Below are 19,737 nucleotides of genomic sequence, written 5' to 3' on the forward strand. Positions count from 1 at the left end.
GTTAACCGTCAACTATCTCCTGCATGATAGGAACTGCGAACTAATGGCCCAGAACGGACGTGAGCAAAACCCATGTTAGTTGCGATCGCACCTAAACGCTCAAATTCTTCAGGTGTCCAATATTTCTGTACCGGGAGATGCTCTAACGAAGGACGCATATATTGACCGAGGGTAATGCGATCGCATCCTACCCGGCGTAAATCTTCCAGAGCTTGAATAATTTCCGCTTCCGTTTCTCCGTGCCCTAACATCAAACCGGATTTCGTCGGCATACCGGGATCAAGCTGTTTCACAATTCTTAACACATCTAGCGATCGCTCATATTTTGCGCCCCGTCTAACAGGCGATTGTAACCGTTGGACAGTTTCGACATTATGGTTATAACAGGCGGGTTGAGCTTGAACTACGGTGGCAATCCGTTGATATTGTAGGTCTTGAGGGTTGCCCCCTCCTTGCCCTCCCCAAAAATCAGCCGTTAGCACTTCGATTTGAGTTTCTGGGTTGAGATCTCGAATCGCTTCCATTGTGGCAACAAACCAGCCTGCACCTGCATCAGCCAAATCATCTCGCGCCACAGAAGTTAAGACCACATAACGCAACCCTAAAATTTGTACAGATTCCGCCACTTTTTGGGGTTCTTCGGGATCAAGGGGCAGGGGTGCATGACCCTTATCGACTTGACAAAAAGCACAGGAACGGGTACACGTCGGCCCCATTAACAAAAAGGTTGCGGTTTTCTGGGCATAACATTCTCCTCGATTGGGACAACGGCCTTCTTCACAAATGGTATGAATTTGACGCTGTTTGATCAGCCGTTGTACAACCGATAATTCACTGGCTTTGCCAATGGGACGGCGTAACCAGTCAGGTATCGGTTCAATGATATTTTGATGCCGATCACGATAAGATTGTTTAGGGGTGAAATTGGGAGAGGTGGACATATTCAAGTTATGTTGCAATTTGGTTTGTTGATGCTTAATCAGGTTAATCTGGTTATATATGCAAAAATGTAGGTCTTTTGATCCGGTCAAAGTGATCTAATACAATAATAGTTATCGCATCATTATGGGAGTCCGTTGTGGCAGGTCGGAAAATACTGGTTATTGATGATAGTAAGGTTATTCGGGTTCGCGTGCGAGAAATGTTACCCCCTGGTAACTTTGAGGTATTAGAAGCAAAAGATGGCAAAGAAGGTATCGAATTTGTTCAAAAGGAACATCCTAGTCTGATTATGTTGGATTTCCTCCTGCCTAAGTTAAGTGGCTGGGATGTGTTTAAGATCATTCAAGCTGATGCCACATTGCGGCGGATTCCTCTGGTACTGATGTCGGGACGCAAGGAAGAAGTTACCGAAAAAATCCCCGAACCGTTCCAATATTTTGAGTTTATTGAGAAGCCGTTTGAGAAGAAACAACTACTTGATGCCATTAAATCCGCCTTCGGGAAAGCGAATTTACCCCGTGAACCGTTACCGAAGTCTGGGTCTGCGACTGCTTCCGTTCCGGCCTCTGTTTCTACACCTGTTTCTGCTTCAAGTGGAGACGCAGCAGACATGGCAGCAATGAAGGCGGAAATGGCGAAGATGCAGGCGGAAATAGAGGCTCTGAAAAAACAAGTGTTACAAATTAAAACCTTTATTCAGAGGAAACTTCCAAAATAGGGATGTTGGCCGTTGACTGTTGACGGTTAACGGTTAACAAACAACGGGCAACGGGTAATGGATAACGGACAATGGACAACGAACAACGGACATGATCTTGGATGCTTCCTTTTTAACAGAGTTAAATGCCTCAATGGATTCCTTAGAAAAACGAATGGATCGGTTTTCTCAGGTGCGGGTTTTAGTCGTGGGGGATTTAACCTTAGATGAATTTTTGACAGGTCAAGTGGAACGGTTATCGCGGGAAGCTCCGGTGTTAATTTTGCGTCATGAAAATACGCGCCAAATTCCCGGAGGAGGAGCCAATGCCGTTTACAATTTGGCAAAATTAGGAGCATCGGTAAAGGTTGCTGGATTTGTCGGGAAAGATGATCAAGGAATCGCTTTGTGTGGAATTTTTGAACAGGCGGGAATTGATATTGAAGGGATTTTAATTGATCCCGACCGTCCAACGGTGACGAAAACGAGAATTTCAGGTCATGCGCGTCAATCAGTAACGCAACAAATTGTCAGGGTGGATCGCAAATCTGATGAATTACCCAATGTCGAATTACAGTTAAAATTAGCCGAATATATTCGGGAAAATATTGATACGGTTGATGCAGTTGTCTGTTCCGATTATGGGGATGGGGTATTAACCCAAACGGTAATTGAAGCCGCATTAAAATCTCCTTTAACGATTGTTGATACTCAAAAAGATTTACATCGATTTGCGGGAGCAACTTTGTTTACTCCTAATCTTCCTGAAGCGGAAAAAGCGGTAGGATATGCAATTAAAAATCAACAAACTTTACAACAAGCGGGACGAGATTTATTAACCTTAACTCAAGCGGATTCAATCTTAATTACGCGGGGAGAGGAAGGTATGAGTTTATTTGAAGGAGATCAACTCTTGCAGATTCCCGCATTTAATCGTACCGATGTTTTTGATGTCACGGGTGCAGGGGATACGGTTGTTGCTGCATTAACGTTAGGGTTATGTACAGGTTCATCCTTGTGGGAAGCGTCGGTTTTAGGGAATTTAGCCGCGAGTTTAGTTGTGCGTCAATTTGGAACCGCAACCACAACCATTGAGGAAATGAAAGCAGCTTTGCGATCGCTGTTAAATTTAGAATAAGAGGCAATAGGCAATAGGCAATTAGAAATGTGTTAATAATTATGTTTGGATATTTATATCTTAAATATGAGGAAAAATAGGGATTTTTACCCTAGCAAAAATCCCTATTATCGATTGGATTAATGATTACATTTATACGAATCCTTAAAAAAGCACCATTGCCTATTGCCTATTGCCTATTGCCTGTTCCCTGTTCCCTGTTCCCTGTTCCCTATTACCTTAAACTTGACAAATATTCATTTTAAGATAAAATCCTGATGAACCTATATTCTTGTGAACGCGAATGTTAACCCAGGATAAGCCTTTAACGGAAACAGCATTTCTGGCTAAACTCAACGAAATTATTGAAACCCATCACTTACTCAAGCATCCCTTCTATCAAATGTGGAATCAAGGGAAACTGACATTAATCATGTTACAAGAGTATGCCCAAGAATATTATTTGCAAGTTCATAACTTCCCTACCTATGTCAGTGCGACCCATGCAGCTTGTGATGATATCAACATTCGCAAAATGTTGTTAGAAAACTTAATTGAAGAAGAACGAGGTTCTGCTCATCACCCGGAATTGTGGTTACGATTTGCAGAAGGATTAGGCGTAGAACGCAGCGAAGTTCTCAACCGTAACCCTTTACATAAAACACAAGAATCTGTTCGGATTCTTAAAGAATTATCTCGGAGTGAAGAACCCGAAAAAGGGTTGGCTGCACTCTACGCTTATGAATCCCAATTTCCTCAAGTTTCGACCACTAAAATTGCTGGACTAGAGGAATTTTATGGTATTAATGAAGAATCGGCTTTATCCTTCTTTAAAGTTCATGAAAAAGCGGATGAAATTCATAGCCAAATGACTCGCAAAGCCTTGTTACAACTGTGTCAAACGACAGAAAAACAAGAAGCAGCATTAGACGCGGCGCAAAAAGCGGTTGATGCGTTTAACTTGCTGTTAGATGGTGTTTATGAAGAGTATTGTCAGAATTAGAATTTTAGGCTAAATTTCGTTTAATTTTTCCTGAAATTTCTGTAGAGGTATTAACAATAATGCCTCTACAGAAATCAAATCAGAATAAATTAAATCAGTTCAACAACTCCATTCGTGCCAATACTAATACTCTTATGACCCGCGCCCCCAGAGTAAATATTGACCGTCAGTTCATTTTTTTCGGCATCAAAATTGCCTTTAAATCCTAGAGGAGTTCCATCTAGGGTATAAACTAAAATGTTGACGGCTCCTGTTTTTATCTGGGAGAAGGGCAAAGCGGTTGATTGTCCACTGGCTAAAATTTTAGACGCATTTTGACTTAAACCATACTGAATCGGTTTTCCCGCTTCATTGATCAGTCGAATTGTAAACTTTTGATCGGTTTTAACCCGAAATCCTGTATAAACTTGGGCAAAACTGGGACTAGGAGAAAGTATTGTTGGAGTAGCGAAACCTAATGTCGCAACTAAAGCAACCGTTGTTAGAATTTTGAGTTTCATAGGTTTTATGGAATTAAAGTAGAATCAGTGTGTCACTTATTCTAATCTATATTTTTGATGTTCACGCTTTAATTTTTTACCTCAGAAACCGATAATTTTTCAGGCTTATCTCGAATCAAAATTTTAGATTTTCTCAACATTTAATTCTTGACTTTTTTACTGTTAATTTTATAAGATTTTAGGTTGATTAAAAGGGTTGACCTGTGGAACAGGCATCTGGCCTGTTAACCGAGGTTTCCCCTTGTCCCCCAGTAGCGCAGGCTTGTTCTGCCATTCCTAGAGCCACTGCATCAAATACAGGTGCGGCCCATTGTCGTCCTGCTTGAATAGACCCGGCTCGTTGAATAATTTCTGCGGCTTGAGCAACTTCAATAATAGCAATTTTAGGATTATATTCGGCGGCGCGTTCAATCATCGGATGCCATGCTAAAGAATGACCCTCACGGTTATTTTGACCCCCTCGAACTCTGGGCCCAATATTCACTAAATGTTGCTGTTGATAAAAGGGTGTTAAACGGTTTTGAATGCGATATTCCCACCACAAATCACGGTGATGAAGTCCGGTAACTAACATTTGAGCACCCGGACGAGGATTTGCGGCATTAGGAATATTAGCATCGGCGCTTAAAACCACCGTTTGTACAGAAGAATTTCCCTTATGAACTCCCGCAATAAAATGTTCTAAAGCTTGAAATCCATCGATACTTTCTCCATACATAGAAATCGTTGGAGTTAATACATAAAATCCTAATTTTTCTAAGCGGCGTTTCATTTCTTCAACCGTAATAGAATTCCAGACTCGACCAACAGAAACGCCATTCACACTCGCCCCAGATTGTAATCCATTACTGGTATATTGCATGGGTAAAATTGCAATGGGTTTATTTGTATTAATCCGAATGGGAGCAACATCAGCATGAGTCCAATTTTTCCCGGTATAATTGTAGCGAACTCGATAAATTCCTTGTCCAGTTTCATATTCATAAGACCGACCATCTTCTAAAATCGCAACGGTTTCGCTCAGGTTGGCATTTTGGCATTGAGCAACAGAAGCATTAGAGTTAGTTAGACAGGGGTTAAAAGTTTGGGCGGTTACAGGATAGGAAAAGCCTAAAATTAGGGAGGTGAGACAGAGTGCAATTTTCGTTTTCATGGAGTATGAACAGGTTAATTTAAAGGGTTGTTAAACCTTCAACAGAGAACTGTAGCATGAATCAGGAAAACTGAACCGCAATTTTAGAAATTAACTGAATGTTTGAGGATCATTTTTAAGCTTAAACTGACTAAATAAGCCAAACCTGCGACTAAAATAATCGTGGCGCCGGAGGTTAAATTAAAAAAGTAAGAAATTCCTAAGCCTAGGGTTGTGAAAATCATTCCTAAACTACTGGATAACACCATCATTTGTTTTAAATCTTTAACAAATTGTCCTGAAATTGCTGCGGGGATAGTTAATAGGGCAATTACGAGAATTAAACCAACCACTTTCATCACCATCACGACGGTTAAAGCAATGGCGACAATTAACATTAAATAAAGTTGATCAACGGGTAAATTTCGCGTTTCTGCAAAAACAGGGTCAAAGGAAATAGCGACTAACTCTTTATAAAATAAAAAAACCATTAGCCCAATTAGAATATTTAAGATTAACATTAAAATTAAATCAGATTGGGGAACAGTGAGAATACTGCCAAATAAATAACTCATTAAATCAACTTTATAACCGGGGGTTAAGTCTATAAAAATAATCCCAATTGCCATTCCTATCGCCCACATTACCCCAATAATTGTATCGGCTCGTTGTTGGGTTTTTCGATACACTAACCCCATTCCTAATGCTGAAAATACAGAAAATGCGATCGCTCCCACCACAGGATTAAATTGAAAAAAATAACCCATACCAATCCCTCCATAAGCTGCATGAGCAATACCCCCACTAATAAAAACAATTCGATTCACAACAACAAAGGTTCCAATTATGCCACAAGCAATACTCACTAAGAGTCCTGCAATTAAGGCATTTCGCATAAATTCAAATTGCAATAATTTAATTAATTCTGTTATCATTTTTGAATCACTGAATTGATTATTTATAATAATATAGCAGGGAATAGGGAATAGGGAATAGGGAACAGAAAATAGGATCGCTGGCTGTGTCAGTTAGTGCGTAAGTTTTGTTGATATTAAAAATATGACTAAAAAAGGGGATAAATTTTATTATTAAAAATTTAAAAACCAAACTCAAGCTAATTAAAATCATTGTAGAACTTGTTTAGGTTATTCCTAGGGAAAGATGAAAGTTAGAGATAGATTTAATTAAAGTAGAAATAGGTAAAAAAACTTTAGAAGGTTAGGAGATTTAAAATGAATCGTGATTCTGAACCGAGAGCAAATTTAAAAGAATTTGAGCAACCGATGAGTCCCCAGGAAGTTGATCCGCAACAAAAACGTTGGCAAAAGGAAGAGTTAGAAAAAAATGGCAAAACACTCACGGCTAACCCTGGAGATCGGATTGATAACTCTAAAACCTTAGCAGAAAAAGCCAAACAAGTTGCGGTGGATGCACCGGATATTACCGGGGATCATATTGTTGTTCCGACTTATTTTATGGTTGAATATCCAAATGGGGAAAGAAAAGCTCTGCATCATGTTAGAGACGCCGAAGAAATTTCTGATGTGATTCGTCAAGCTAGGGTAGATGAAAATGGCAACCGCATTTGGTGGTAAATGGTGTTTATTTTAGGAAGAAAAGGGGGAATTAATTCCCTGTCCTAGTTTAGAAAATTTACCGGATTCCGTCAAATCCTATTTGCCTCAACTCCTATATAGTAGGGAACAAGGAACGCAGTGGAAAAGAGTTCACTGTTTAGGTGTCAATATCAGTCTTTGTCCTAACTGTTAGTCGCCACTGCTATACAATGTTTAGGAAGCTGCTGTGATCTCCTGCGTCCTTAATTCTTTTTGAACTGATGAAAAGAAATCGTTTTCAATGGCAAAATTGGTTAGAATCTCATTGGATAGCTCCTGCTTATGGAGGCGGATTATTAATCGCACTCTCCATATTTTTCTTTGGAGCCGCAACGAATACAATGGCTGGATGGTTATATGTGATTAGTGGTATTAGTTTCGCTTTACTAGCAATTGCTGCGGTTTTACCCCAACGTTCTTTACTTTCTTTGCAAGTTCAACGAGCAACGATTAATCCTGTTAGTGTCGGAGACGATTTAACCCTAGAATTAACAATTATAAATTCCAGTAATCAAGCTAAAATTTTAATTCAAGTTCAGGACTTATTACCCCTAGGATTAGGAAAATCAGCAACGGTTATTGAACTTTTATCTCCCCATCAATCTGATCAATGGGTAACTTATATTCCTACCCAAAAACGAGGCATTTATCATTGGATAGGAGTGAAATTAAGAACCGCCACACCATTAGGATTATTTTGGTGTAGTCGAGAACGAAAAGCACCCGCCACCGCCATTGTTTATCCTTTAGTTTTACCCTTAACGACCTGTCCTTTAATTGATGAAATCGGACAAGATTATAATCCCAATGTCTATGAACAGCGTCAGTTTCAAATGGCAACAGAAGGCGTAACTCGCACCTTAAGACCCTATCGTTATGGTGATCCGACTCGTTTAATTCATTGGCGTTCTAGTGCGCGTTATGGCGAATTACGAGTGCGAGAATTAGAAACATCTAATGGCGGTCAGGAGATTATTATTGGTTTAGATAGTGCGTTTTTCTGGAAACCTGATGATTTTGAACAAGCTGTAATCGCCGCCGCTTCTTTATATTTTTATGCCTCTCACTGTCAATTAAATGTGCAGTTATGGACAGCAAAAACAGGATTAGTCTATGGAAATCGAGTAGTTCTCCATACCCTAGCTGATGTTAATTATGGGGAAGATGCGTTAGTCAAAAATATTCCCGATTTTCCGATAATTTGGTTAACTCAAAATCCCGAATCGTTAAAAATTTTACCGTTAGGAAGTCGTTGGTTACTTTGGCCTTATTCTTCCCCCATATCCCCCAGAGATCAAACCAACTCTCAAAGCCAAAAATTATCTCATTTAGGATTAGAAATTCGTCCCGATCTCTCTCTCCAATCTCAACTTCAATCTTCCTTAAGAGCATCAAATCTTTAGGTAATATTTCCCAATTGACACCTGTTGCGCTACAATTCAAAATAACATTGTTATAAAATTACACGCTGATCCATGACCCCAAAAACTAACGATAAATTATCCAGCCAAAAGAGCTTAATGGCAATGAAGCAGTTTTCTGAACAGTATGCCAGACGCACAGGAACTTATTTTTGTGCTGAACCCTCTGTTACTGCTGTTGTTATTGAAGGGTTAGCTAAAAATAAAGACGAGTTAGGCGCACCCCTTTGTCCTTGTCGTCATTATGAAGATAAAGAAGCTGAGGTCAAAAACACTTTCTGGAATTGTCCCTGTGTTCCGATGCGAGAACGGAAAGAATGTCATTGTATGTTATTCCTAACCGCCGATAATGATTTTGCTGGAGATCAGCAAGAAATTACAATGGAAGAAATTGAACAAGTTCGCTCTACAATGTGATAATTATTGGCTCTTGGTGTCGGGTTTGGTGTTGGGTTTGGTGTTAAAATTTAGGGAGATAGATTGTTCATTAATGGTTCCTAATTTCTGATTGCAGGATGAGAGTTTAAATTCATGAAAGAAGAAATTCCGGCAGAATTTTGGCAAGGAGTTGAAGAATTTAATCAACAGGAATTTTATGATTGTCATGATACCTTAGAAGCGTTGTGGATGGAAGCACCAGAACCTGAAAAAAAGTTTTATCAAGGTATTTTACAAATAGCAGTCGGACTCTATCATTTAAGCCAAAAAAATTGGAAAGGAGCCGTTATTTTAATGGGGGAAGGACTGGGACGCTTAGATTATTATTATCCTGATTATAGTGGGATTAATGTGGAGCAGTTGATGGATGAAACGACTCAACTTTTAAAAGCTTTACAAAATGCGGGTGCTGAAAAAGTGGAGGAATTTCTGCCCTTAATGCAGCCTCAAGGAAGCGTTCAGGGTTTAAAATTACCGAAAATTCAAAAAGTTATATGAGATGGGCAATCTTGCAATAGGCAATAGGCAATAGGTAATAAGTAATTTCTTTTCCCTGCCTCCCCTGCTTCCCCTGTTCCCCATGTGGGAGTTGGGGGGATCATTTAGGGATTTCATATTAATAGTAAAAAGGCGATCGCTTTTAAGAGGGGCGGGTTTAGTCAGATTATTGGTTAGAATTGAAGATAATTACAGAACCCGCCCCTACATTTTGTTGTTGAAAAAATCTGATGGCGTAGCCGCCGCCTTGCGGCATCGCATTTGAGCAATAATCAACAATTAAACCGTAGGGGCGGGTTCCGAGACGAGCTTTAATGATCAGTAATTATCTCCCTAAACCTGCCCTCTATTCTCAGGCGATCGCTTTTTAGATCCGAGAATGAAACAGCCCTGCCCTGTTCCCTGTTCCCTGTTCCCTGCTATAGTATTTCGAGACATTTGAAACTGCGTTTTGAGTAATATGACTAAATTACGGGTAGGATTACTATTTGGTGGGTGTTCTGGCGAACATGAAGTTTCCATTAGTTCCGCAAGAGCGATCGCAAAAGCCTTAACAACCGATGAGAATGCAAATCGATACGAACTGCTACCCGTATATATTCAAAAAGATGGGGTTTGGAAAGATCGCAAAATTGCTCAACAGGTTTTAGAGTCGGGAAAACCTCTATTCAGCAACGATGAAGTCCAACCGTCCGATCGCCTTCCCCAAACGATTAATTTATCAGAAATTGACCTTTGGTTTCCGATTTTACATGGCCCCAATGGAGAAGATGGTACGATCCAAGGATTATTAACTTTAATGCAAGTTCCTTTTGTGGGTTCTGGGGTTTTGGGGTCTGCGATGGGGATGGATAAAATTGCGATGAAAATGGCATTTTCTCAAGCAGGTTTACCCCAAGTTAAATATAAACTGGTGATGCGATCGCAAATTTATTCAAACCCTTGTATTTTCCCGAAATTATGTGATCAATTAGAAGTAGAATTAGGTTATCCTTGTTTTGTTAAACCTGCCAATTTAGGGTCATCCGTCGGGATTTCTAAAGTTAGAAACCGTCAGGAATTAGAAACGGCTTTAGATAACGCCGCTAGTTATGATCGACGGATTATTGTGGAAGCGGGAGTGATGGCTAGAGAATTAGAATGTGCGGTATTAGGAACCGATCAACCGAAAGCTTCTGTTGTTGGAGAAATTACGTTTAAGAGTGATTTCTACGATTATGAAACTAAATATACTGAAGGGAAAGCGGATTTATTTATTCCTGCAAAAGTGAGTAATGAAATTGCTAATCAAATTCAAGAGATGGCAGTTCAAGCTTTTTTAGCTGTTGATGCGGCGGGGTTAGGACGAGTTGACTTTTTTTATGTTGAACAAACCGGAGAAATTTTAATTAATGAAATTAATACCCTTCCGGGTTTTACATCTACCAGTATGTATCCCCAACTTTGGGCTGCGTCGGGCGTTTCCTTCGATGAATTAGTCCATCAATTAATCCAATTTGCCTTAGAACGGCATTCAGAAACCAAACGCGATTAAATCCTTAATTTGATCCTGTTCCCAGTTAAACGGATTCTCCGTTCAGTTATTTCCGGCTAGATTACAGAGGTTAGTTGCAGGAATGGGAATTGGTGTCTATAATAATAGGATTCCCTTTTCCCACCCTTTATTCCCTGGCTCCAATACCTTGTATTGGAACCCCCTGTCGGAGGCTATGCCTCCGACCCCCCCTTAAACCCAATCAAGCAAAACTCAATAGGTTCAATTCATTGGCCTAGGATAACAGGGACGACAAGGAGAACCAATACAAACCTGTCCAGAAGGCATACTTTTAAACACACTACTGCGCGCCCCAATTACTGAATTAGTGCCAATTTTCACCCCTGGGCCGATAAAACAATCCATCGCCACCCAAGCACCATCTTCAATTACAATCGGAGCCGTTTTTAACTTAAATGTAGGATCTTTAATATCGTGACCTCCGGTGCATAAATAACTTTTTTGGGAAATAACACAATGTTCGCCGATAATAATTTCATCTAAACTATAAAATACAACATCATCTCCAATCCAACTGTAATCACCAATGGTTACTTTCCAAGGATAGGTAAATCGGGCTGTGGGACGCAGCACAACTCCTTCACCAACTTTAGCTCCAAATAATCGTAATAATTGACAGCGAATTCCATTAAAAGGATGTAATGTTAAGGGAAAAGCGATCGCTTGAACCAACCACCACAACAACACAAACCAACCGGGTTTTCCGCGATCAAAATGGGATTGATCATATTGTCGTAAATCTACAAAGGTTGTTTTTTCTTGCAACATAAAAAATCAATGATGAACACCAGGGCTGTTGACTGTTGACTGGTAGGGGCGGGGGAACCCATTAGTGTCAACTTAAGTCATAATGCCCTGAAATAAATTTCGGGCTAAGAGCTAAAGTCATCTAAAGATGACTCAAGACTTGTCTTTTTTAACCCGTTTTAACGGGTTTAAGCTTTTAGCCTGAAATTTATTTCAAGGCTTTTGGCGTTAAGTTGACACCGATGGGGGGAACCCCGCCCCTACGACTGTTGACTGGTACGGGCGGGGGAACCCCGCCCCTACGGCTGTTTCCTGTTAAGCTGTTCCCTGTTCCCTGTTCCCTGTTAACGGTTGAACAGGTTTAGGCGTGACATTTAATTGTCCGCCAAATTTTCGCAGTTCAAACAATTTAACCCCGATTTGGTATTCGTATTGGCTGAGAAGGCGGCCATAAATATATCCCGCTTTCCCATCTAAGAATCCTAATTGGATAATATAGAATAAAATAAACCGTAACAGAGGTTTAAAGGGTAAACGAACCCAAATTTTCTTTAAAAATCGTTTGCGTTTAACCGCATCTCCAAAGAAATTAGCACCAATCGTTTTACTATCATCAGCCCCCATTAAAATATTGTAATAAACTCGTGCTTCCCAGTTAGAATAACGGTTATGACGTTCAATCCAGTGGAATAAATCTCGAAAATCTTCATGAAGCATATCATTTTTGAGATATCCCACTTGACCCGAAGACATGACAACGTGTTCATGAACTTCATTATCTCCGGTATTGGGAACATCTTCGGTTTGTAAGTTTTCATACCGTCCCAATTTGTGTTTAAATAAACGTAAATTCCAGTCAGGATATTTGCCTCCGTGACGAATCCAAGTCCCTAAAAAGAACACCCGACGATTAATATAATATCCCGTATATTCCGGGTTTTTAATCATTTCAGCAATTTCATCCCAAGATTCGGGAGTAATCCGTTCATCACAATCTACAATTAACACCCATTCATTTCTAAAGGGTAAAGTTTCTAATGACCAATTCTTCTTTTTCGGCCATCCCCCTTTGAAATAAAATTGGACAACTTTGGCATCATAATTCTCGGCGATTTCCACACTGCGATCGCTACTTTGGGAATCGACAACAAAAATCTCATCGGCTCTGGCGACACTGGATAAACAGGCGGGTAAATTGGCTTGCTCATTCTTAGCAGGAATTAGCACAGAAATGGGAAGTTTGGATGCGTTAGAGTTCATAGTTAAACTTAAAAATAGATCAAGGAATTGAACAGCCAAAAGTATTGAGGAATTGACCCCGATTGCAATTTATTTTTGAGAATTCTCTGGTTTAGATTCAGAATGAACCAAACCCGAAATTGCAGCACCCAAATAGCCAATTTGACCGTAAGCATACACGAAATTATCAAATCGTAAGGCAGGATTACCAAAATATTTAATAGTTTTGTACAACCCTCGGATAATGCGTTCCCCTCCTCGTCCCAGTTGCACAATGCCATCGCGCCCTGCTAACTGTTCCCGATAACATTCGCTAATGCCTTGCCACCATCCCCGCTCCATAAACCAAGCTCGGTTGATCCGTTCCGGTGCAACATGGTGGGCGACTAAGGCTTCAGGAATATAAGCGACTTGCCAACCTTGTTTGAGTGCGAGTTCAGTCATCTGTAATTCTTCATTAGATAATAACCTTTTTCCCACCCGACCTAAATTGATATCAAAACCGCCAATGTTCTCTAAGAAACTGCGACGGATGGAATAATTTAACCCTCTGGGGGTCAAACTCGGATTTTTAATTTCAACCCACTGGTCTCCCAAATCATACGCACCTAGATTTTTGGCTAAATTATCAGACAACCAAGGTGGGGGAGTGATCCCTTCTGGCCAAATCAATGTGACTTTCCCTCCAGCGATCGCCAGTTTCGGATGATTTTCATAAGCTGAATATAACACTCTTAACCATTGAGGCGTGGCAATGGCATCGTCATCTAAATAAGCGATAATCGGGCTTTGGGAGTTTTTCGCACCTGTATTTCGAGCAATAGATAACCCCGTTACGGGTTCATAAATATATCGGAGTTTAGGATGGGGAAGACGTGCTTCAACGACTTGACGGGTTCCATCCGTTGAAGCATTATCAACAACAATAATTTCAAAATCCGTAAAATCTTGTTGTAGTAAACTATCAATTGCTAAACCTAAATATTGTTCTCGATTGTGAGTACAAATAATCGCAGAAATTAGGAATTGTGACATAGGAATTGAGAATTACGAATTACGAATTACGAATTGTGAAAGAAGCTAGTCGGTTAACTATTAACAGTCAACAGTCAACCGTCAACCGTCAACTATGTTAACAATTGTGCGATCGCTTTTACTAAATCTTCGGGCTCAATAGGTTTAGAAAGATGCTGTTGAAATCCCGCAGCCAAAGCACGCTGTTGATTAAATTCTCCGGTGTATGCGGTTAATGCGATCGCCGGAATTTGTCCACCCGCTTCTAAGGGACGTTGGCGAATTTTGTGCATTAACATATAACCATCCATACTGGGCATTCCAATATCACAAATTAACATCAGAGGTTGAAAGTCCTCCCAAACTCGTAAGGCTTCTATTGCCGAAGATACGATTAATAGTTTTGCCCCTAATGGTTCTAAAATAACTTGGATCAAGTCTCGCATATCCTCATCATCATCAACCACCAAAATTCGTAACGCTTTTAAATCCACCCTGGTTTCTTCGGTACACTTTGAAGTCGCACAGTGTCCACAACAGCTTTCCATCACAGGTAAACGCACCGTAAACGTTGTTCCTAACCCTTCCCCTGGACTTTCTACTTTAACCGTGCCCCCATGTAGTTCACACAAATGACGGACAATGGCTAACCCTAAGCCCAAACCCCCAGATTGTCGCCTTGTTGTGCTATCTTGCTGACGAAAATATTCAAAAACATGGGGTAAAAAGTTGGGATTAATCCCTTGTCCATTATCCTGAACTTGAATTTGAACATGATGACCCACTGATTCCAAATGTACTTGTATCCATCCGCCCTCCGGTGTGAACTTCACCGCATTGGAGAGCAGATTCCACACCACCTGCTGTAACCGTTCGTCATCTCCCCAAACATAACCAATATGGGGAGAAAATACGGTTTCAATTGTAATATTTTTCGCTTCTGCTGCTAATTGGACAGTTTCTAAGGCGGCTTCTACTGTTGCTTTCAGGGGAACCGTTGCCACATTCAATGCCATTTTACCCCGCAAAATTCGAGAAACATCTAACAAATCTTCAATTAGTTGGGCTTGTAATTTAGCATTGCGTTCAATTGTTTCTAAAGCCCGGTCTCTGGTACTCGCATCAAAGATTCGAGATCGGAGTAATTTTGTCCAACCTAAAATCGGATTCAATGGCGATCGCAATTCATGGGACAAAACCGTCAAAAATTCATCCTTAATTCGATTAGCATCCTGGGCTTGTTGGTACAGTTGAATATTATCCAAAGCCAAGGCTGCTCGATAAGCTAACTCCTCAGCAAAGCTTAAATCGGCTTCGGTATAGTGACGAGGAGATTGAGCCGTTAAACAGAAAGTCACCGCCCCCAATGTGCGACCACGAGCAATTAAAGGCATCGATATCCAAGAAGTGGGTGCAACGGTATGCAGAAATTCCACCTGTTCAGGAAGGGTTGTGATGGTTTCAATCCAATCTGGAGTAATATTCGGTAACAATAAAGGCTGACCACTGGCTAAGACCTCCGCAATCGGATGATTGCTATTAAGACTCAGAACCCAGTTTTGGCACTGACTCAGTTGTTGTTGTTTGCTCGGATCACCATGATAAACAGCTAACCTGCGTAAACTGCCATCAGTTCCCGCCACATCAAAGAAACAACAATCCGCAACTACAGGAACCAGCAATTGTGCCAAATTCATTAACGTTGTCCGAGAATTTAAAGAACTAACCAACACCGAACTCGCCATTGCTAATATCTGTTCTGACTGTTCCGCCCGTTTACGGGCTGTCAAATCCATCACGGTCATCCCCACCCCCAATACGCTGCCATTGGGTAAACACACGGGATAATAATTCACTAAACTATATTGGCAGGTGTTAACCTTAGCCGTTTCCAAATTCAGAGGTTGATTGAGTAAGGGTTGTTGCGTCTCAATCACCTGGCGTAAAACCGGAGTAATTTGATCGGCCCATTCCGATAAAACCTCTGTTAGTTGTCGTCCAATTAACTCACTCAAGGGTAAACCCTGGAGTTTGGCTAAAGCTTCATTTGCGTGCAGATACCGTAAATCATGATCTAAAAAGGCAATCCCAATCGGAGAACTCGACAACAACGCCTGTAATAGAGTTTCGCTGCGATGTAAAGCTAACTCCATTTGTTTACGTTCGGTAATATTCACCGCCGCACAGGTCACACCCACCACTTGCTCCTGTTCATTCAATAAGGGCTCCACCGTTAAATCAAAATAGAAGCCTTGACCCTGCTGACTGACCCAAACTTCCTCACGGGTTCCAATTCCTGTCTTTAAAACTCCCCCTTTAATCCGAGTCAATTTTTTAGCATCTTCAACGTTAAACAAATCCGTTTCTAACACACCAATAATGTCTTCATCGGGGGGATATTTTTGTTTCGGACAATTGTAGATCCAGGTATAACGCAAATCCTGATCTTGACTAAAGACGGTAATCGGAGAATTTTTTAACGCCACCCGTAACCGTTCTTCAGTCAGGCGCCATTTGGCTTCGCAGAGCCGTTGCTGTGTTAAATCGAGAACAAAAAAAATCCCATTCTCTAACTCTGGGGAAAAGGCAGCCCCACTGATTAAAATGGGAATCCGTCGTCCAGAGGCGTGTAGATATTCTTTCTCTAGGGGTTGACAAAAACCACTGGTGCGAATTTCGGCTAAGGCTTGTTGATCTAAACCTTGATATTCAGGGGGGGTTAAGGTTTGCCAGTTGAGATCACCTGCTTCTAATTGTCCCCGACTATAGCCCAACAGATTTAATAAGGCATCATTGGCTTCTGTAATCTGACCGGATTCTTCCCAAACTCCAATGCCAACGGCATTACATTCAAAAATCCGTCGCAAACGGGCTTCACTGTGTCGTAGACCGTCTTCGGTGTGTTTGCGTGGGGTGATATCTTGGAAATAAATTATCAATCCTTCTGGACAGGGATAGGCTTTGATTTCTAGCCAAATCTGTTGGGTTTGATCGAAGGCTTCCCAGGTAATAGCCTGTTGTAAAGGGATAGGGATTTCAGGTATTGCCATCAGGGGTAAGGTTTCCCACAAGATTTTCCCTTTTAAGGTTGAGGCGGATGTTTGTAGAATTCGAGCCGCCGCCGGATTAATATAAATCAGGTGTCCTTGTGGATCTAAGACGATAAACCCATCGGTAATACTGTCGAGAATATTGATCACATCTGAGGCTATAGCCCCGAATTCCGTAGATTTTCCTTGACTTTTTTGACGTTGCCAAGTTCTGTGGGTAAAAGGTTCTTTTGCTGTTTCCGTTTGCGGTTGAGGGGATTTTGAGATGACGGACTCCGCACCATCCATCATCGTTGCTAAAACGCCAGCCACTCGCCCGGTTTCATCCCAAATCGGACTATAAAAGATGATGAAATCATCCTTCTCCCCATATCTGCGAGTATCTTTCAAAACCCGAAGCGATTGATGCCATTGCGGTTGACCCGTTTGAAACACCCGTTGAATTTCTGGACTTCTTTGTTCGGGGAGGATAGACCGACAAACCCGTATCGATTGTCCCAAGGCTTGCGGATGTTGGCTGGGTTTCAACAAGCAACGGTAAGCATCGTTATAAATCTGAATCCAGTCTTGTCCCCAAATTAATAACATGGGACAATCGGATTTTAAGAGGGTTCTGACCGCCGTGCGGAGGCTTCCGGGCCAGGTTTCCATGGCTCCGACAGAGGTTTGTGACCAATGGTATGCAGAAATTAAAGCCCCCATTTCCCCACTATTTACCAATATCTCCTCTAGGTCAGAGGGTGCGGGTTCACCAATAGGGTTAGTTTCTGGTTGGCTCAAAGATGGTGTCATTCTAATGTTATTTGCAGAACGGTATTTCCAAATGGGATAGAAACAGGTCGAGAAGGGGAGGGGGGAGAGGCAGGGGAAATCATTGATTTCTGTCAACCGTCAACCGTCAACTGTCAACAGTCCCAATAAACATCCCCCTATAGAAATAAAAATAAAATTAATACCCGTTATTATTCGTCTCTCTTAGGATAGAAATTTCTCAAAATTGAAGCCCGATTTTTAACTAGCCTAACCGGAAAACCTGATTATTATGTTCTGTCAAAAGATAGATGCAATCAATGTCAAAATCGAGAAGATAAAATTAGGGGTTAGCCTGGAAACTTGGATCTGGGGATCAACTCCCCAATGACAATTGAGTGTGAAGGGATGATGGATCAAGCCAGAAAGGAGGTTATGTGGTTAGTAGCAGAACGGTGTGGCGATTACTCAAAGAAACCTATCAAGAATGGAGTCAAGATAATGCTTCTCAATTGGCTGCTGCTTTAGCCTATTATACGGTGTTTTCTTTAGCCCCTTTATTAGTGATTGTTGTAGCAATTGCAGGATTTTTCTTAGGGGAAGAAGCAGCACGGGGGGAATTAGTCGGACAAATTCAAGGGTTAGTAGGGAAAGAAGGAGCAACAGTGATTCAAACGGCTTTAGAAAATGCCCATCGTCCAGGTCAAGGAAATGGAATTTTAGCGTCACTACTGAGTATAGGCTTTTTGATTTTTGGGGCATCGGGGGTATTTATTCAATTACAAGATTCGTTAAATACCATTTGGAATATTTCGGCTAAACCGACGAATGCAGTGGGCAGTTTTGTCAGAAAACGGGCGTTATCTTTTGCTGCTGTGATTAGTATTGGATTTTTATTATTAGTTTCGTTAACGGTTAGTGCGGTATTAACAGGATTAAGTCGATATGCGAGTGAACTTTTACCGGGAGTAGATGGTTTTTGGCACTTGCTAAATTTTGTTGTTTCTTTGGGGGTAACAACGTTATTATTTGCTTTAATTTTTAAATATTTACCGGATGTTATTATTACTTGGAATGATGTTTTAATCGGAGCAATCATTACGGCTTTACTCTTTACTGTGGGTAAATCCTTAATCGGAATGTATTTAGGAAGTAGTAGTTTTAGTTCAACTTATGGTGCGGCGGGTTCATTAGTTATTTTTCTAACTTGGATTTATTATTCAGTCCAAATTCTATTTTTTGGAGCCGAATTTACTCAAGTTTATACCCGTCATTATGGTTCTAATATTATACCCGATCGCCATGCCGAATTGAAAACTAAATAGACAAATTAACAGGCAATTGGGAACGGGTAAATAGAGATATTTTCAGTATTCTTCCTAAGATTTGGACTGATGGGAACTAACTCGACTTAACAACCATAAACTTACCGCCATTCCCACTAATTCTGCTCCCATTGCATTCACCATCGCTTGAATTGTAACCATATTAAACGGGGTGACAATAGAGCCGGGATCAAAAACAGTTGTTCCTGCAATCGGACTAAACATTTTAGACGCACCTGGGGGTAAGGTAAGCAGTCTATAGAGTAAGGTGCCGACAATCGAGAAACCTATTAAAATAATACAACTCATTCCAACTAAATTAATTACAATTCCCAGCCATAAGGCGTGAATAACTTCTGCTTTAGCGGGTCGTTGATTGGGATCTTCTAATTTACTGCCAATTCGAGTATATTGGAAACACCAATACATTGTAAAAATTAAAGCAAATAAACAGGCATATCCTAAAACAATATCTAAGGCAGAATTTTGAGCGTTAGAAGGAACAGAAGGTCTTAAAAATAGGACAAAAATCAACAGAAATATCGGAATAATTCCTAATAGAGATTGTATCCAAAATCCAACCCAACCCAACCGCCGGAAATCTTGAGCAATTTCCCGAATATTAGGAGATCCCGATTCATAATTATCTTGAGAATCAATCATCTTTTTTTCCTTAATTTCAAATAAAATATT

Annotated in this window: 18 protein-coding genes; 9 read left to right on the forward strand and 9 right to left on the reverse strand. The window is 40.7% G+C overall.

Annotated elements, in window-relative coordinates; translation table 11 throughout:
* Nucleotides 1-8: 8 nt before the first annotated feature.
* Nucleotides 9-941, reverse strand: a complete 933-nt coding sequence (gene lipA, locus PL8927_RS14730) for a lipoyl synthase (RefSeq protein WP_083622866.1) — start codon at nt 939-941, stop codon at nt 9-11.
* A 137-nt stretch (nt 942-1,078) separates the two neighbouring features.
* Here lipA and PL8927_RS14735 point away from each other — a divergent pair, with 137 nt between their 5' ends.
* From PL8927_RS14735 to PL8927_RS14745, 3 genes are all read left to right on the forward strand, one after another.
* Nucleotides 1,079-1,660 carry a response regulator gene (locus tag PL8927_RS14735; protein ID WP_083622868.1) on the forward strand — a complete coding sequence of 194 codons (582 nt, stop codon included), beginning with the start codon at nt 1,079-1,081 and terminating at the stop codon, nt 1,658-1,660.
* A 91-nt stretch (nt 1,661-1,751) separates the two neighbouring features.
* Nucleotides 1,752-2,777, forward strand: coding sequence for a bifunctional heptose 7-phosphate kinase/heptose 1-phosphate adenyltransferase (locus PL8927_RS14740; RefSeq protein WP_083622870.1), 1,026 nt, complete (start codon nt 1,752-1,754; stop codon nt 2,775-2,777).
* Nucleotides 2,778-3,060: 283 nt separating this feature from the next.
* Entirely contained in the window at nt 3,061-3,759 is a 699-nt protein-coding gene (locus PL8927_RS14745; RefSeq protein ID WP_083622872.1) for a CADD family putative folate metabolism protein, read from the forward strand.
* Between the two features lie 89 nt (nt 3,760-3,848).
* Here PL8927_RS14745 and PL8927_RS14750 read toward each other — a convergent pair whose 3' ends face one another.
* The 3 genes from PL8927_RS14750 to PL8927_RS14760 form a co-directional block, all read right to left on the reverse strand.
* The gene (locus tag PL8927_RS14750) at nt 3,849-4,259 is read right to left on the reverse strand and encodes a hypothetical protein (RefSeq protein ID WP_083622874.1); all 411 of its coding nucleotides are present in this window, start codon (nt 4,257-4,259) and stop codon (nt 3,849-3,851) included.
* A 187-nt stretch (nt 4,260-4,446) separates the two neighbouring features.
* Nucleotides 4,447-5,412 (reverse strand): hypothetical protein, encoded by a 966-nt coding sequence (locus PL8927_RS14755; protein WP_083622876.1) that lies wholly within the window; start codon nt 5,410-5,412, stop codon nt 4,447-4,449.
* An 83-nt stretch (nt 5,413-5,495) separates the two neighbouring features.
* Complete coding sequence (locus PL8927_RS14760; protein ID WP_083622878.1) at nt 5,496-6,326, reverse strand: metal ABC transporter permease; 831 nt, start codon at nt 6,324-6,326, stop codon at nt 5,496-5,498.
* Between the two features lie 297 nt (nt 6,327-6,623).
* Between PL8927_RS14760 and PL8927_RS28045 the strand changes: the two genes are divergently transcribed.
* The 5 genes from PL8927_RS28045 (at nt 6,624) to PL8927_RS14785 (ending at nt 10,898) form a co-directional block, all read left to right on the forward strand.
* Nucleotides 6,624-6,986 (forward strand): hypothetical protein, encoded by a 363-nt coding sequence (locus PL8927_RS28045; RefSeq protein WP_156093201.1) that lies wholly within the window; start codon nt 6,624-6,626, stop codon nt 6,984-6,986.
* Between the two features lie 242 nt (nt 6,987-7,228).
* Nucleotides 7,229-8,410: a DUF58 domain-containing protein gene (locus tag PL8927_RS14770; protein WP_083622880.1), complete on the forward strand. Its 1,182-nt coding sequence runs from the start codon at nt 7,229-7,231 to the stop codon at nt 8,408-8,410.
* A gap of 72 nt (nt 8,411-8,482) precedes the next feature.
* On the forward strand, nt 8,483-8,845 hold the full coding sequence (locus PL8927_RS14775) for a ferredoxin-thioredoxin reductase catalytic domain-containing protein (protein WP_083622882.1): 363 nt from the start codon (nt 8,483-8,485) through the stop codon (nt 8,843-8,845).
* 114 nt (nt 8,846-8,959) lie between these two features.
* Entirely contained in the window at nt 8,960-9,364 is a 405-nt protein-coding gene (locus PL8927_RS14780; protein ID WP_083622884.1) for a DUF309 domain-containing protein, read from the forward strand.
* A 460-nt stretch (nt 9,365-9,824) separates the two neighbouring features.
* A complete protein-coding gene (locus PL8927_RS14785; protein ID WP_083622887.1) occupies nt 9,825-10,898 on the forward strand; it encodes a D-alanine--D-alanine ligase family protein in 1,074 nt (357 codons plus the stop codon).
* Nucleotides 10,899-11,120: 222 nt separating this feature from the next.
* On the opposite strand, the gene hpsU is transcribed toward PL8927_RS14785, so the two are convergent.
* The 4 genes from hpsU to PL8927_RS14805 all read right to left on the reverse strand — a co-directional run bounded on the left by hpsU (nt 11,121) and on the right by PL8927_RS14805 (nt 17,761).
* On the reverse strand, nt 11,121-11,687 hold the full coding sequence (gene hpsU / locus PL8927_RS14790) for a hormogonium polysaccharide biosynthesis acetyltransferase HpsU (RefSeq protein WP_083622889.1): 567 nt from the start codon (nt 11,685-11,687) through the stop codon (nt 11,121-11,123).
* 294 nt (nt 11,688-11,981) lie between these two features.
* Nucleotides 11,982-12,926 (reverse strand): glycosyltransferase family 2 protein, encoded by a 945-nt coding sequence (locus tag PL8927_RS14795; protein WP_083622891.1) that lies wholly within the window; start codon nt 12,924-12,926, stop codon nt 11,982-11,984.
* A 69-nt stretch (nt 12,927-12,995) separates the two neighbouring features.
* Nucleotides 12,996-13,940 (reverse strand): glycosyltransferase, encoded by a 945-nt coding sequence (locus PL8927_RS14800; RefSeq protein WP_083622893.1) that lies wholly within the window; start codon nt 13,938-13,940, stop codon nt 12,996-12,998.
* Nucleotides 13,941-14,032: 92 nt separating this feature from the next.
* Nucleotides 14,033-17,761, reverse strand: coding sequence for a PAS domain-containing protein (locus tag PL8927_RS14805; protein WP_083622895.1), 3,729 nt, complete (start codon nt 17,759-17,761; stop codon nt 14,033-14,035).
* Between the two features lie 395 nt (nt 17,762-18,156).
* On the opposite strand from PL8927_RS14805, the gene PL8927_RS14810 reads away from it, so the two are divergent.
* On the forward strand, nt 18,157-19,044 hold the full coding sequence (locus PL8927_RS14810; protein ID WP_083622897.1) for a YihY/virulence factor BrkB family protein: 888 nt from the start codon (nt 18,157-18,159) through the stop codon (nt 19,042-19,044).
* A gap of 54 nt (nt 19,045-19,098) precedes the next feature.
* Here the strand turns inward: PL8927_RS14810 and PL8927_RS14815 are convergent, their stop codons facing one another.
* Nucleotides 19,099-19,707 carry a DUF3611 family protein gene (locus PL8927_RS14815; RefSeq protein WP_231506024.1) on the reverse strand — a complete coding sequence of 203 codons (609 nt, stop codon included), beginning with the start codon at nt 19,705-19,707 and terminating at the stop codon, nt 19,099-19,101.
* Between the last annotated feature and the right edge of the window lie 30 nt (nt 19,708-19,737).

The sequence above is a fragment of the Planktothrix serta PCC 8927 genome (assembly GCF_900010725.2).
Classification (GTDB): Bacteria; Cyanobacteriota; Cyanobacteriia; order Cyanobacteriales; family Microcoleaceae; genus Planktothrix; species Planktothrix serta.